General features: G+C 73.3%; 12 protein-coding genes. 4 read left to right on the forward strand and 8 right to left on the reverse strand.

All coding sequences use genetic code 11. From position 1 onward, the window contains the following. The first annotated feature begins 36 nt into the window (after positions 1-36). From soxR to PZ894_RS15200, 4 genes are all read left to right on the forward strand, one after another. Entirely contained in the window at positions 37-483 is a 447-nt protein-coding gene (gene soxR, locus PZ894_RS15185) for a redox-sensitive transcriptional activator SoxR (protein WP_275746039.1), read from the forward strand. Then, entirely contained in the window at positions 480-2,315 is a 1,836-nt protein-coding gene (locus PZ894_RS15190; RefSeq protein ID WP_275746041.1) for a glycoside hydrolase family 13 protein, read from the forward strand. The genes soxR and PZ894_RS15190 overlap by 4 nt, the downstream gene beginning before the upstream one ends. Positions 2,316-2,334: 19 nt before the next feature. Then, positions 2,335-3,543 carry a DUF4032 domain-containing protein gene (locus PZ894_RS15195; protein ID WP_275746043.1) on the forward strand — a complete coding sequence of 403 codons (1,209 nt, stop codon included), beginning with the start codon at positions 2,335-2,337 and terminating at the stop codon, positions 3,541-3,543. Positions 3,544-3,631: 88 nt separating this feature from the next. Next, complete coding sequence (locus tag PZ894_RS15200; protein ID WP_275746045.1) at positions 3,632-4,054, forward strand: DUF4440 domain-containing protein; 423 nt, start codon at positions 3,632-3,634, stop codon at positions 4,052-4,054. Here the strand turns inward: PZ894_RS15200 and PZ894_RS15205 are convergent. The 8 genes from PZ894_RS15205 to rlmB form a co-directional block, all read right to left on the reverse strand. Further along, complete coding sequence (locus tag PZ894_RS15205) at positions 4,026-4,592, reverse strand: hypothetical protein (protein ID WP_275746046.1); 567 nt, start codon at positions 4,590-4,592, stop codon at positions 4,026-4,028. The two genes, PZ894_RS15200 and PZ894_RS15205, sit on opposite strands and share 29 nt — an antisense overlap. Continuing rightward, entirely contained in the window at positions 4,592-6,331 is a 1,740-nt protein-coding gene (locus PZ894_RS15210) for a choice-of-anchor P family protein (protein ID WP_275746048.1), read from the reverse strand. Before PZ894_RS15210 ends, PZ894_RS15205 begins: the two co-directional genes overlap by 1 nt. After that, complete coding sequence (locus PZ894_RS15215; RefSeq protein WP_275746049.1) at positions 6,328-7,035, reverse strand: ABC transporter ATP-binding protein; 708 nt, start codon at positions 7,033-7,035, stop codon at positions 6,328-6,330. Before PZ894_RS15215 ends, PZ894_RS15210 begins: the two co-directional genes overlap by 4 nt. 184 nt (positions 7,036-7,219) lie before the next feature. After that, positions 7,220-7,981, reverse strand: a complete 762-nt coding sequence (locus PZ894_RS15220) for an ABC transporter ATP-binding protein (protein ID WP_275746050.1) — start codon at positions 7,979-7,981, stop codon at positions 7,220-7,222. Next, the gene (locus PZ894_RS15225) at positions 7,962-9,932 is read right to left on the reverse strand and encodes an ABC transporter permease (RefSeq protein WP_275746051.1); all 1,971 of its coding nucleotides are present in this window, start codon (positions 9,930-9,932) and stop codon (positions 7,962-7,964) included. Before PZ894_RS15225 ends, PZ894_RS15220 begins: the two co-directional genes overlap by 20 nt. Before the next feature lie 6 nt (positions 9,933-9,938). Further along, the gene (locus PZ894_RS15230; protein WP_275746052.1) at positions 9,939-11,486 is read right to left on the reverse strand and encodes an ABC transporter substrate-binding protein; all 1,548 of its coding nucleotides are present in this window, start codon (positions 11,484-11,486) and stop codon (positions 9,939-9,941) included. Between the two features lie 105 nt (positions 11,487-11,591). Further along, a complete protein-coding gene (locus tag PZ894_RS15235; RefSeq protein ID WP_275746053.1) occupies positions 11,592-13,148 on the reverse strand; it encodes a metallophosphoesterase in 1,557 nt (518 codons plus the stop codon). A gap of 2 nt (positions 13,149-13,150) precedes the next feature. Continuing rightward, positions 13,151-14,095, reverse strand: coding sequence for a 23S rRNA (guanosine(2251)-2'-O)-methyltransferase RlmB (gene rlmB, locus PZ894_RS15240; protein ID WP_275746054.1), 945 nt, complete (start codon positions 14,093-14,095; stop codon positions 13,151-13,153). Between the last annotated feature and the right edge of the window lie 42 nt (positions 14,096-14,137).

Here is a 14,137-nt window from a genome sequence, read left to right on the forward strand (position 1 = left end):
TTGAAGGATGCTTGAAGTTCGGCGAGGGTGGGGGGCATGACCCAGCTGACCATCGGCCACCTGGCGGAGCGCGCGGGCGTGGCGACCTCGGCCATCCGGTTCTACGAGTCCCGCGGGCTGATCTCGTCGGTGCGCACGGCGGGCAACCAGCGCCGCTACGCGCAGTCGACGCTGCGGCGGATCGCGTTCATCCGGACGGCCCAGCGCGTCGGGCTCTCCCTCGACGAGATCGGCGCGGCGCTGGCGACGCTTCCCGACGGCCGGACGCCGACGAAGTCCGACTGGCACCGGCTGAGCAAGGCCTGGCGGCCGCGGCTCGACGAGCAGATCGAGCGGATCGAGCGGCTGCGCGACCGGCTCGACAGCTGCATCGGCTGCGGCTGCCTGAGCCTGAAGACCTGCGCGCTGAGCAACCCCGGCGACGAGGCGGGCGAGTGGGGCACCGGCGCGGTGTTCCTCGAGCCGAGCGGGGCCGACCGGTGACGCTCCTGCGCGAGCCGCACCACGACGGCTCCCCGACGTACGTCAGCGACGAGGCACCGGCGCCCGGCTCCGTCGTGACGGTCCGGCTGCGCACCGACCCCGCCGACCCCGTCGACCGGGTCTGGGTGCGCACGACGTACGACGAGGAGCCGACCTACCACCCCTGCACGCGCACCGCGGTCGACGACGGGCGCGCCGTCTGGTGGGAGGGCGCGCTGCCGGTGCACAACCCGGTGACGCACTACCGGTTCCTCCTCGCGAGCCCCGAGGACCAGCGCTGGCTGACGGCGGTCGGGACCGTCGAGCACGACCCGCCGGACGCCTTCGACTTCCGGCTCAGCTCCCACGACGCGCCACCCGACTGGGCCCGCGACGCCGTCGTCTACCAGATCTTCCCGGACCGCTTCGCCCGCTCGGCCGCGGCCGACGACCGGGAGGTCCCGGAGTGGGCGGTGCCGGCCGGGTGGGACGACGAGGTGGTGTTCGAGGGCTTCGACCCGCGCACGCCGCTGCAGCTCTACGGCGGCGACCTCGACGGCATCACCGACCACCTCGACCATCTCGCCGAGCTCGGCGTGAGCGTGGTCTACACGACGCCGGTCTTCCCCGGCGAGAGCAACCACCGCTACAACGCCTCGACGTTCGAGGCGGTCGACCCGCTGCTCGGCGGCGACGCGGCGTACGTCCGGCTCGCCGCCGCCGTCCACGACCGCGGCTGGCGGATCCTCGGCGACCTGACGACCAACCACACCGGCGACACCCACGAGTGGTTCGTCGCCGCGCGCGACGTCGAGGGCGCGCCGGCCCGGTCGTTCTACTACTTCCTCCCCGACGGCTCCTACGAGTGCTGGATGGGCTACGGCACGCTGCCGAAGCTCAACCACGCCGACGCCGCGCTGCGCGCCGCCATGGTGGACGGTCCCGAGTCCGTCGTGGCGCGCTGGCTGCGGCCGCCGTACGACCTCGACGGCTGGCGCGTCGACGTCGCCAACATGACCGGTCGCCTGGGTGCGGTCGACGTCAACCACGAGGTCGCCCGCCTGGTCCGTCGTACGGCGCAGGCGGAGCGCCCCGACGCCTTGGTGATCGGCGAGCACAACCACGACGCGTCGGCCGACCTCGACGGCGACGGGTGGCACGGGACCATGAACTACTCGGGCTTCTCCTGGCCGGTCTGGTCCTGGCTGCGAGCCCCGGCCTCGCCGGCGCGGGCCTTCGGACGGCCGGTGCCGGCGCCGCGCCGGCCGGGCGGCAGCGTCGTGCGCAGCCTGCTCGAGTGGCAGGGGCGCTACGGCTGGCGGGCGACCACCTGCTCGTGGAACATCCTCGGCTCCCACGACAGCGCCCGGATCCGCACGGTGGTCGGCGCGGGGGACGTGCACCGGGTCGCGGCAGGGCTGCAGTTCACGCTGCCCGGCGTGCCGATGGTCTTCGCGGGCGACGAGATCGGCCTCGAGGGCGTGCTCGGCGAGGACTCGCGGCGCCCCTTCCCCTGGGACAGCCCGGGCGCCTGGGACGACGAGGCGCTCGCGACGTACGCCGGGCTGGCGCGGCTGCGCCACTCCACCGAGGCCCTGCGCCGCGGCGGACTGCGCTGGGCGCACGTCGACGACGACACGCTCGTCTACCTCCGCGAGCACCCGGCCGGGTCGGTCCTCGTCGCCGCCCGGCGCGCCGCGGCGCCGGCGGTGACGCTCGACGCCGGTCGCCTCGGCTTCGGCGACGGCTCGCTGCTGCTCACCACCGGCGACGACGGCGACCTGGTCGAGCGCGACGGTGTCGTCACGCTGCCGGACGTCGCCGGCCCGACGTTCTCGATGTGGACGCTCTAGCGAAGCTAGCCTGAACGACGTGGCCCTCCGCATCGTCGCCAACCGGCCCGACCCGGCGCTGCTGGCCCTGCCGTGGTCGACGCCGCTGGAGCAGTGGACCGAGCACGTCGTCCCCCTCCCCCGCGGACTGTCGCGCCACGTCGTGCGGATCGTGCGGCTCGGCGAGAACACCTACGCCGTCAAGGAGACCGTGGAGGACATCGCGTTCCGCGAGTACCGGATGCTGCGCGACCTGCAGCGGATCGGGCTCCCCGCGGTCGTGCCGCAGGGCGTCGTCACCGGACGCGTCGACGCCGCCGGCGAGGAGCTGCCGGCGGCGCTGCTCACCCAGCACCTGCAGTTCTCGCTGCCCTACCGCAGCCTCTTCGCCCACGGCCTGACCGCCGACAACCTCCCCTCGCTCATCGACGCGATGGTGGTGCTGCTGGTGCGCCTGCACCTCGCCGACTTCTACTGGGGCGACGTGTCGCTCTCCAACGTGCTGTTCCGCCGCAGCGCCGGCGGCTTCGCGGCGTACCTCGTCGACGCGGAGACCGGCGAGCTCAAGTCGTCACTGTCCGACCGGCTGCGCGAGCACGACCTGACGGTCGCGACCGAGAACATCTTCGCCGAGCTTCTCGACCTCCAGGCCAGCGAGTCCCTCGACCACGAGGTGCGGGCCCACGACATCGTCGAGATGCTGCGCGAGAGGTACGACGCGCTGTGGGCGGAGCTGACCGCGGCCGAGGAGTTCTCCGCGCGCGAGATGTGGCGAATCGAGCAGCGCGTCGAGCGGCTCAACGACCTCGGCTTCGACGTCGACGAGCTCGACATCGTGACCGACTGGGACGGCGACAAGGTGCACATCCAGCCGAAGGTCGTCGAGGAGGGCCACCACCGGCGCGAGCTGCAGGCGCTCACCGGCCTCAACGTCGAGGACGCCCAGGCCCGCCGGATGCTCAACGACATCGCGTCGTTCACCGCCCACCTCGACCTCGGCCGCGAGGACCGCACGCTGGTCGCCAACCGCTGGCTGACACAGGTCTACGAGCCGATCATGGCGATGGTGCCGGCGACCGCCCGCGGCAAGCTCGAGCCCGCGGAGATCTTCCACGAGATCCTCGTGCACCGGTGGTACCTCTCCGAGCGGGCCGGCCACGAGATCGGCATCCTCGACACCGCGCGCGACTACATCGACTCCGTGCTGATGGAGAAGCCCGACGAGAAGGTCGCCGCCGACGACGACTGACGCTCGCGCTCCCGGTGACCGGGACGACCCGCGCCGCGGCGGGCGGCGGCCCTAGCCTCCGTCGTACGACGAACGCCAGGAGGAGCCCATGCCCACGGACCCGTCGGCCGAGCAGCAGGCGATCACGCGCGTGAGCCTTGCCTGGAAGGCCGCCTACAACGACCGCGACCTCGACGCCGTGACCGATCTCTACGCCGCCGAGGCGCTGCTCAGCGCACCCGGTCTGCCGCTGGTCGTCGGCCGGGAGGACATCGCCGGGTTCTTCGCCGAGCGGTTCGGTTCGGGTGCGCCGGCCCTGACCGTCGAGGACGAGCCGTACGGCGAGGTCGTCACCTCGGGCGACCTCGGCTGGCAGTGGCAGACCTACCGGGTGCGCGACCGGGCCGGCGCGGAGGTGGGCTCCGGCCAGCTGCTCACGCTCTTCCGGAGGGTCGACGGCCGGTGGCGGATCGCCGGCGACACCTGGAACGCCGTGGGGCCCGTCAGGGACGGCAGACCCGGCACGGTGTGAGGTGGCCGTTGGCCTCTCCGACGACGCGCAGGTCGTCGCGATGGGCGATGAGCGGGCAGTCGCGGCGGTGGATCGTGGTGCCGTCGCCGGCCGTGACCGGGACGCCGGACACGTCGACGCCGTCGGTGGTCGTCGCGGCGCGCGAGGTCACGTCGGCGAGCACGAGCAGGGTGTCGGCGAGCCGCCGCGCCGACTCGCGGTTGTCCGACGCGATCCTCGCCAGCCAGGCCCCGAAGTAGAGGAACCCGCCGGCGAAGGTCAGGCCCAGGCCGAGCAGGCCGCCCGAGACGAGGTAGGACAGCTGGTCGTACTGGTACGGCGTGTTCGCGGCGCCGTACCAGCCCAGCACGATCACCACGAGGCCGAGCGGCAGCAGGATCGCGCCCGCCCAGAAGAGCACCAGCTGGAGCAGCTGGTAGTGGTTGTCCTTCAGCGGGGCCGCGCCGGAGCCGGAGCCGGACCCGGCGCGAGGCAGCGCGACCGAGAGCCGCTGGGAGGTCGCGGGAGGGGCGGGCGCAGACGTCTTCAGCGTGGTCATCAGCGGGCCTTTCGCAGGTCGGGCAGGCCCCGGTCGAGGCCGTGGGAGCAGGACCCGGCGCCGCCGAGGGCCAGGACCCCCGCGCGTCGCAGCCAGGTGCCGCCGAGGGCGCCGAGGGCGAGGCCGCCGACGAGGATCGCGCCCGGGATCGAGTAGAGCGGCGGCAGACCGGAGCCGGTGAGACCGGCGTCCCGCAGGTCCCCGGCCGGCGTGGCACCACCAGCGGCCGCAGGCGCCCCTGCCGACGCGGGCGTCGCCGCGGCACCACCGGGTGCGGCGGGGGGACTGCCGGCGCCACCGGGCGGCGCGGCACCGCCGCCGGCGTCGCCCTTCGACCCGGCGGGTTCGTCGTCGCCCACGGGCTCCTCGGTCGGCAGGTCGGTGGGGATCTGGATGCGCTGGACGGTGTCGACCGACGATCCGGCGTTGCCCAGCGTGAGGACGATGCGCGGCGAGAGGCCTGCGACGGCCTGCAGCAGGCTCTTGAGCTGGCCCGCCTGGCTCGGGATCGCACCGATGACCGTGTCGAGCCGCAGCGCGTCGAGCCGGTCGAGCACCGTGCCGAGGTCGAGCTCGAGCCGCATCCCGGCGAGGTCGCTCTCGGCCTTGTCCTTCTGCTGCGCGAGCTCGGGCGCCGGCAGCTCCAGGCGTACGCCGAGCTGCCCGAGCGCCTGCGTCAGCTGCTCGGGCACGGCCGGGATCGCGGTGGTCCGGCCGGTCGCCCCGAGCCCGTCGGGCCCGAAGCCGAACTGCTGTCCGGCGACGGTCATGCCGCCGAGGCGCGCCCTCCCCTTCGGCGTGCCGGTGGTGCCGTCGCTGGAGCTCACGCTGGTGACGACGAGGCCGTCGAGCTCGACGAGGCCACCGAGCAGCGAGACCTCGCCGAGGGCGGACCGGGCGGTGCTCACGACGCCGGTCGCGGTCCGCACGGTCTTGCTCGAGGACGTGTAGCCCTCGACGTCGACCAGGGTCGCGAGCTCGGGAGGCAGCCCGGGCACCGCGGGCGTCGCCGGGTCGGCCGCCGCGCCCTGGGCCGGAGCCACCGGCTGCTGCGCCGACGAGGCCGTGGGACCGAGCAGGTCCGGCAGACCGAGCGAGCCGGTGATCGCCTGGCCGAACTCCTGGAGCCCCCCGAGCCCAGGGGGCAGCGCGGGAAGTGCGGGCAGGCCGGGAGCTCCCGGAAGGGGCGGCACGCCGGCACCCTCCGCACCTTCCTGCGCCGTCGGCTCGGTGCCGTCGCCCACCGCACCGTCGGGCGAGAACCCGACCTGCGCGATCGTCGTGTCCCCGGCCGCGCTGGTGCGCATCACCGCACCGGGGAAGGGCTCGTCGGACTGGCTCGCCTCGCCGCTGGGCTGCCCGGCGTTCACCTGCACGGGATAGCCGTTCTCGCCGAGCTGGGGCGGCAGGCCGAGCTGCTCGACGAACGTCTTCATGCCCTCGCCCACCGGGTCGCCGGGCCACAGCCAGCTGGCCCTGCCCTTCGAGCTGCCGGAGTCGGCCTCGACCGTGGAGTAGGCCAGCTCGATCTCGAGCTGGGGGTCCGCCGGGATCGGGATCGTCGGCTCGTAGATCTCGATCTTCACCGGCGCCGCCCAGGCCTCGGCGGTATAGCCGCTGAACGCGGCCTTCTCCTCGGCGGTCGCCGCGGTCGGCGCGGACGCGGCCGACGAGACCGGGAGCAGCGCGCCGGCGATCGCCGCGGCCGCGAGGGGGACCACGATCCGTGCGGGCTTCATGCTGCGCCTCCGAGGATGACGTCGGACATGGTGTCGAGGACCTCCGCCGGCTCGCCGGTGTCGACGATCCGCCCCCCGGTCATCACGGCCGCGTAGTCGGAGACGCGCAGCGCCGTACGTGCGAACTGCTCGATGCACAGGATCGAGACGCCGCTCTCCGCGATCTGCGCGACGGTCTCGTAGAGCTCGTCGACGATCAGCGGCGCGAGCCCCATCGAGAGCTCGTCGAGCAGCAGCAGGGCGGGGTCGGAGGCCAGGGCGCGCGACATCGCGAGCATCTGCTGCTCGCCGCCCGACATGGTGCCGGCGAGCTGGTGGCGGCGCTGGTGGAGCCGCGGGAAGAACGAGTACGCCGTCTCGAGCACCGCGTCGACGTCGACGCCGGCGTAGGACATCAGCGTGAGGTTCTCCTCGACGGTCAGGTTCGGGAAGACCGACCGCCCCTCGGGGACCGTGCACAGGCCCAGCCTCGCGAGCTGCTCGGGAGGCGCCTCCTGGACGTGGACGCCGCCGAGGTGGACGTCGCCGGTCGTCGCCTTCTTCTGCCCGCTGATGATCTTGACCAGCGTCGACTTGCCGGCGCCGTTGGGGCCGAGCAGCGCCATCACCGCGCCCCTCGGCACGCGCAGGTCGACCCCGCGCAGCACCTCGATGCGGCCGTACGCCGCGTGCAGGTCGACGACCTCGAGGATGGGGACGCTCATGGGCCGGCCTTCCCCCGGTCACGCCGGCAACCCGGATCGGCGGTGGGAACGGCTCGGTTCGCGCGGCCCAAAGCGAGCCGCAGCCACCGCCGCCCGGCGCCGACCCGGGGCGGCGGTGGGAACGGCTCGGTTCGCGCGGCCCAAAGCGAGCCGCGGCCACCGCCGCCCGGCGTCGACCGCCCGCTCACGAGATCACCGCCTCGATCTCCTGCGTGCGGTCGTCGTCGGCGTAGCCGAGGTAGGCCTGCTGCACCGCGGGGTCCGCGCGGATCTCGCCCGGCGGGCCGGAGGCGATCACCCGGCCGAAGTCGAGCACGTGGATGTCGTCGCAGACGGCCATCACCAGGCTCATGTCGTGCTCGACCATGAGGATGCCGCGACCCTCGGCGGCGAGCTCGGCGAGGAGCGCGCCGAAGGCGCCGGTCTCGGTCTCGTCGAGCCCGGAGGACGGCTCGTCTAGCAGCAGCAGCCGGGGATCGGCGGCCAGGCAGCGCGCCAGCTCGAGCAGCCGGGCGGCGCCGGTCGGGATCGAGTCGGCCCGCTCGTCGGCGTACGCCGAGATCCCGACTCGCTCGAGCAGTCCGTCCACGTCGGCCCGGGCCGGCCGCACCAGCCCGCCGAGGCCGCGGTGGATGTCGCGCGCGACCCGCACGTTGTCGCGCACCGAGAGCGACCCGAAGGCCTCGAGCCGCTGGAAGGTGCGCCCCATCCCCCGACGGCTGCGCCGGTGCACCGGCAGCCGGGTGATCGTGCGGCCGTCGAACCGCACCCTGCCGTGGCTGGGCCTCTGCAGCCCGCTGATCACGTTGAAGCACGTGGTCTTGCCGGCGCCGTTGGGCCCGATGAGGCCGGTGATCCGGCCCGCCTCGGAGCCGAAGCTCGCGTGGTCGACCGCGGTGACGCCACCGAACCGGACTACGACGTCGTCAACCTCGAGCAGCGGCATGCGCGCCCACCTCCTGCAGGTCCTCCATCAGCGGGATCTCGGTCGTCTCGTCGCCACCGGCGCGGTCCCGCGGCAGCGGCAGCACCGGTACGACGCGTCGCACCGTGTCGCCGAAGCGGCCCTCCAGCCGGCGGCCGACGCCGAAGGCCAGGTTGGCGAGTCCGTTGGGGTCACGACCGAGTGCGACGGCGCCGAACCCGAGCACCGCGAAGACCAGGCCGGCGAGCTCGGGCCGCGAGCCCTGCAGCACCGGGAGCAGCATCAGGCCGACCCCGCCGAGTGCGGCTCCGCTGACCGAGGTGACCCCGCAGACCACGGCGAGCAGCAGCAGCGGCAGGCTGTTGAAGAGCTGGAAGTCGGCAGCGCCGATGGTGCCGCGCAGCCCGGCGAAGAGCGCTCCCGCGAGGCCGGCCATGCCGGCCGAGAGACCGAACAGGCCGACCCGGAACCAGCGCAGGTCCAGGCCGAGGGTGCCGCACGCGGCCGGGCTGTCCCGCATCGCGATCAGCAGCCGGCCGAGCACGCCGCGGCGCAGGACGAGCAGCGCCATCCCCATCAGCACGAAGAAGACGGTCATCACGACGACGTAGCCCGAGAGCGACGAGATCGACCTGCCGAGCAGGGACAGGCGCTCGGCGTGCAGCGCCCCGTTGTAGCCGAACGCGAACTCGGCCTGGAAGACCATCTTGTCCATCAGCACGCCGAACGCCAGCGTCGACAGCGCGAGGTAGAGGCCGGTCAGCCGCAGCACCGGCAGCGCGACCAGGGCGCCGACACCGGCGGCGATCAGCGCCGAGACGAGAAGCCCGTAGAGGTTCGGCTCCTCGAGCTTGGCGTAGGCGAGCGCGCCGACCCCGGCGAAGGTGAACTGCGCGAGCGAGACGTGGCCGCCGTACCCCGTCAGCAGCACCAGCGACAGCATCACCATCGCGTACGTCGCGGCCGTGCCGACCAGCAGCAGGTCGGAGTCGGACATCGCGGCGGCCAGCACGAGGACGAGTCCCAGCAGCGCCGCCCCCCAGCCGCCGGAGCGACGCAACGACGGGACGGGCGCGGACACGATGCCCCTGACCTGGCCGATCCGCAGCTGCGCCTGGGGCATCGCGACGATCACGACGAAGAGGAAGAGGGCCGGCACGACCGCGCGCAGGCCGGCCAGGCTGCCCTCGGTCGGCAGGTAGGCGACCGAGAACGACTGGAGGATGCCCAGGCCCATCGCGCCGAGGAAGGTCAGCGGCAGGCTCGTGAGCCGGCCGAGCATCGCGGCGGCGTACGCGTTGATCACCAGCAACGTCAGGTCGTAGTAGGACAGCCCGATCACCGGCGTGAGCAGGATGCCCGCCAGCGCCGCGAGCGAGATGCCGATCGCCCACGCCAGCGAGGCGACCCGGTCGGGGTTGCCGCCGAAGAGTCGCAGCAGCACCGGGTTGTCGACCGACGCGCGCATCGCCGTGCCGATGCGGGTGCGGTTGAGCAGCAGGTAGAGCGCGGCCGCGACGACCGCGGAGAGCGCGATCGTGATGACCTGGTGAGCGGTCACGTAGGTGTCGCCGATCGCGACGCCCCGGTCGGGCAGGAAGGGTGGCAGCGTGCGCGGCTCGGGCGGCCAGACGTACTGCGCCAGCCCGATCAGTCCCACGAAGAGGCCGACGGTGACGACCAGGGAGACGCTGACCGGGCCCTCCCCGAGGCCGCGGGTCACGAAGCGCTGCACCAGCCAACCGGTGCCGGGCGCGACCACGCCGAGCACGAGGACCAGCGCCAGCCAGGTCGGCATGCCCTGGCGCTGGCTGAAGTCCCAGAACGCGAAGGCCATCACCATCCCGAAGGCGCCGTGCGCGATGTTGAAGACCCGCGTCGTGGTGTAGGTCAGCACCAGGCCGCTCGCGGCGATGGCGTACGCCGCGCCCGTGAACAGGCCGAGGATCGTGAACGAGACGATCGTGCTCATCGCGGCCTACCCGGTGCCCTTGAGGAGGTCTCCGCACAGGTACTCGCCGGGCGACACCTGCGACCACGTGCCGTCGTTGAGCTGGAGCACCGAGCCGCAGTTGGCGGTCGTCTTCGCGCCGACCTGCTGGGGGACGTGCAGGCCGTTGCCGGTCCAGTCCTCGACCCCCGCCATCGCGCTGACGAGGGTCTCGCGCGTGAGCTTGCCGCCGAGGCCGACCGCCTGCTCCACGAAGAGCCGGGCGGCCGACCAGGCGTAGAGGCCGAAGAAGTTCGGGATCGCCCCGGGCTTCACCTGGTCGAGCCACGAGCGGTAGAGCGCCATCTCCTTGACGCTGAAGTCGTCGAAGAGCTTGGTCGTCGACCACGTGTAGACGCCGTTGCCGAGCTCCCCGGCCTCCTCGACGAACCGCTGGTCGTAGATGGTCGCGTCCTGGACGAACGCGTCGGGCCGGTAGCCCTGCTGCTGCATGGCCTGCAGGAGCTTGACGGTGTTCTGGTAGGGCCCGGTGTAGGTGACCAGCTCGATGCCCTTGTCCTTCAGCTGCTGGACGTAGGGCGCGTAGTTGAACTCCGCGACGTCGATGCCCTGGTAGTAGTCGACCTTCCAGCCGGCGGCGGTGTAGGCGTTGCGGAACATCTCCGCGTTGACGGCCGCCGCCCCCGCGTTGATGTAGATCACCGCGGCGTGCTGGGTGGCGTCGGCGTACTTCTCCAGGAAGAACTTCGGCATCGCCCCGTTGATCAGGCCCGGGTCGACGGCCTGCGCGGCGAAGCAGGTGGCGCAGTCGCGCCGCTCGGGCGTGGTCGTCGCGGAGCGGATGTCGGGGAGCCCGCAGCCCTGGGCGGTCGCAGCGCCGCCGGAGTCGAACGCCGACATCGAGCCGACGGCCGCGAACGCCTGCTCGCAGGCCTGGGTGTAGCCCTGCTGGTCGGCGCCGGCGTCGGCCCGGCTGTCGAGGAGCTGGACGGCGAGCTTGCGGCCGCAGATGTCACCGGTCGAGTTGAAGTACTCCGCGTAGGCGCGGGTCGCCTGCTGCGCCGACTCGAAGATCCCGGGCACCGGCCCGGAGATGTCGGAGATGTTCGCGAGGGTGATCGTGGTGTCGGTGACGCCGGTCTGGTTCTGGAAGCCGTCACAGCTGCCGGCCTCACCGGCCCCGGCCGCGGCGTTCTCGCCACTGCCCTGCTTCCCGCCACCGCCCGCGCCGCCGCCACCGCCGGCCGTGCCTCCGGACGCTCCGCCCCCGCCCGGCGTCGCGCCGCCACCCGTCGACCCGCCCGAGCCACCCGAGCCGCCGGTGATCGCGCTGCCGGAGCCGCCGGTGGTGCCCGTGCCGCTCGAGCCGCCCGCGCGGTCGGGCGCGCCGCCGCCGGGGATGCCCGTCCCCGCGTCGACACCCGTGACCCCACCGCCCGTGCCCCCGGTGGCGCCGCCCACCTGCGCGACGGTCTCCGGCTCGAGCTGCGAACCGCACGCGGCCAGCGCCAGGCCCGACGCGAGGCAGAGGCCCGCGGCGGCGAGCGCACGGAGTGGTGGGGCGAGCCTGGGCACGGAGCAGCCTCCCGGAATCAGAACGTGTTCCACACCCAACGAGGCCGCTTCCGAAAGGTGACGCAGAGCACATTCCGGAGCGCACCCCGGCGGCTACCACGGCGGCTATGGGGTGGTGGCCTCGCCCTCGGGCTCCTCCTGAAACTCGTCCTCGGTCTCCACGGGCTCCGGGTAGCGCAGCGGCACGTAGGTGCCGATCTGGAACACCCCGTTGGGCTGCAGCGTCACCCACTGGATCCCGGCGGGACGCCCCTCGCGGTAGGTCACGAGGCTGACCTCGGCGTTGCGCCGCGGCTTGCTGCCGATGGCGATCGCGTACGCCGCGCCGCCCGTCGTGCCGGTCGTGTAGGTGTAGCCGATCTCGCCGTTGTCGCCGTCGACGCGGGTCGGCCCCGACCGGACGTGCAGGTGGCCCCCGAGCACCAGGTCGACGCAGCCGCGGGCCAGCGCCTCGCGGCCGAGGTTGGCGTCGTGGACCAGCATCGTCGTCAGCCGCTCCTCGGTTGCGCAGGCCTCGTCGGCGAGACGCTGCTCGACCTCGTCGAAGCTCAGGCCCGTCTCGTCGCGCCACGACCCCAGGCCGCTGGAGCGCGGGTCGTCGACGCCGAGGAGCGTCGTGTCGCCCGGACCGTCGACGACCTCGCCGTCGAGCATCGTCCACCCGTGGTCGGCGAGGTACTCGTGGACGAACGCGCCGTGGTCGTGGTTGCCGGCCACGGCCCACCGGTCCAGTCCATCGAAGGCCTCGGACACGGAGTCGAGGGAGAACGCCTCCCAGCTCTTGCCGTTGGACGTGTCGTCACCGCCGTCGTAGACGGCGGTCGCCCCGGCGCGGTCGGCGATGGCGCGCGCGACCGGGTCCATGCCGATGTTGTCGTGTCGGTCGGAGACGAAGGCGACCACGGTGTCGCCCTCGCGCGGCTGCCGCAGGTCGAGGGTGGCCGCGCCCTCGGCGGCCTGCGCGTAGAAGACCTTGCTCTTCTCGTAGGTGTCGATCGCGCTGTCGATCAGACGCCGGGTCTGGGCGGTCGTGACGTCACCGCGCACCTCGACGTCCTCCAGCCCCTCGGGGACCGGCACCTGGGGACCGAGGAAGTCCTCGATCGAGACCCAGTCGAGCTCGTCGTCCGGCGGGGCGTCGTCGGTCCACGGCTGGACCAGGCAGGCGCCGAGCACGACGGTGACGCCCACGGCGACCAGCACCTGTGGCAGGTGCGTCCGGGCGGCGAGGTCGCGGCGCCGCTGCCGCCCGACGAGGACCCAGACCGCCAGCGGCACCAGCCCCAGGACGGCCCCGCGCAGCGCCGCGTCGAGCAGCATGTCCTCGAGCGCCCCGGTGACCCGGGCGACCTGGCCCTCGGGCTGGCTGGCGATGTAGGCGTAGCGGCGGACCAGCTCGTCTGTCGAGGTGGCGTCGGTCTTGTCGAGGCGGATGCCGACGCCGAGCACCCCGGTCCCGGCGATGCGCACGTCGGGGAGCACCGGACCGGTGAGCAGGACGGCCTCGCCGCTCAGGTTGGGGCGCACGACCGCGTCGTGGCTCGCGACCTCGACCTGTCGGCTGCCCGTGAAGAACAGCGCCGTGGTGATGACGAACGCAGCGGCGAACCAGACCCCGACGTACGCCAGGATCCGCAGCGGCCGTCGCGCGATCGACGCCACGATCAGCCGCGCGCCTCCGCGATGGCGTAGAGCGCCACGGACGCGGCCACGCCGGCATTGAGCGACTCGACCTGGTTGGCCATCGGGATCGACACCAGCTGGTCGCAGGTCTCGGCGACCAGGCGGGACAGGCCGTCGCCCTCCGACCCGACCACGACGACCAGGGGACCGTCGGCGAGGTCGAGGTCGGGCAGGCGGACATCGCCGTCGGCCGCGAGCCCGACCACCATGCAGCCCGCCTCCTGGTAGGCCTTGAGCTGTCGCGTCAGGTTGACCGTCTGCGCGACCGGGATGCGGGCCGCGGCACCGGCGCTGGTCTTCCAGGCGGCGGCGGTCATGCCCGCCGAGCGTCGCTCCGGGATGAGCACGCCGTGCGCGCCGAACCCGGCCGCGCTGCGGATGACCGCGCCGAGGTTGCGCGGGTCGGTGACGTGGTCGAGCGCGACGATGAGCGGCTTCTCGGCGTTGGCCGTCGCCGCGTCCAGGAGGTCGTCGGCGTGGGCGTACTCGTACGCCGGGATCCGCGCCGCGAGGCCCTGGTGGACCGCACCGCCGGTCATCCGGTCGAGCTCGGACCTGGTGACCTCGAGCAGCTTGATGCCGCGATCGGCGGCCAGCGCGAACGCCTCGCGCAGCCGGCCGTCGCGCTCGGCTCCCTCGGCGACGTACAGCGTGTTGACCGGCACGCCCTCACGCAGCGCCTCGACGGTGGAGTTGCGACCGGCGATCCACTCGGCGTCGCTCGTCGTACGCCGCTTGGGCCGGCGCGCCTGATCCTTCTCGGCGCGCTTCGCCGCCTTGTGGGCCTGGTGATACGGCCGGTCCTTGGCCTTCGGGGTCGGGCCCTTGCCCTCCAGGCCGCGGCGCACCCGGCCGCCCGACCCGGCGGTCGGATTGCCCTTGCCGCTCTTGCGGATCGCGCCCTTGCGCTGGCTGTTGCCTGCCACGTCAGTGTCCCTTCCGGTGGTTGAGGAGGGCGTGCTGCGCCG

The organism is Nocardioides sp. YIM 152315, assembly GCF_029210375.1.
Classification (GTDB): domain Bacteria; phylum Actinomycetota; class Actinomycetes; order Propionibacteriales; family Nocardioidaceae; genus Nocardioides.